The organism is Streptomyces atriruber (assembly GCF_001418325.1).
Classification (GTDB): domain Bacteria; phylum Actinomycetota; class Actinomycetes; order Streptomycetales; family Streptomycetaceae; genus Streptomyces; species Streptomyces atriruber.
The window spans coordinates 30,020-30,281 of sequence record NZ_LIPN01000042.1; the positions used below are offsets into that span (position 1 = coordinate 30,020).

Consider the following 262-nt stretch of genomic DNA (forward strand, 5'->3'; position numbering starts at 1 on the left):
GTTCGGCTGCTCGACCAGCTGGAGGTTGCGGAAGGAGCGCTCCTCGCGGAGGTACGCCAACTCGTCCTCGTCGCCTGCCATGGAGAGCAGGAGGCGGGCTTGGCCGAGCAGGTCGAGGGCGATGTTCGCCAGGGCGACCTCCTCTTCGAGGACGGGGGCGTGTCCTGCCCACTCCCCCAGCCGGTGGGAGAGCACCAGCGCGTCGTCGCCGAGGGCCAAGGCGGGGAAGGGCGGGGCGTCGGGCGAGGCGGGGGTCGGGGTC

1 protein-coding gene is annotated in these 262 nt (G+C 72.9%); it reads right to left on the reverse strand.

The window, feature by feature from the left end; genetic code table 11:
• Positions 1–219, reverse strand: a 219-nt coding sequence (locus AOK03_RS43780) for a Phenylacetic acid catabolic protein (protein WP_244177489.1), incomplete at its 3' end; no start/stop codon positions are given.
• Between the last annotated feature and the right edge of the window lie 43 nt (positions 220–262).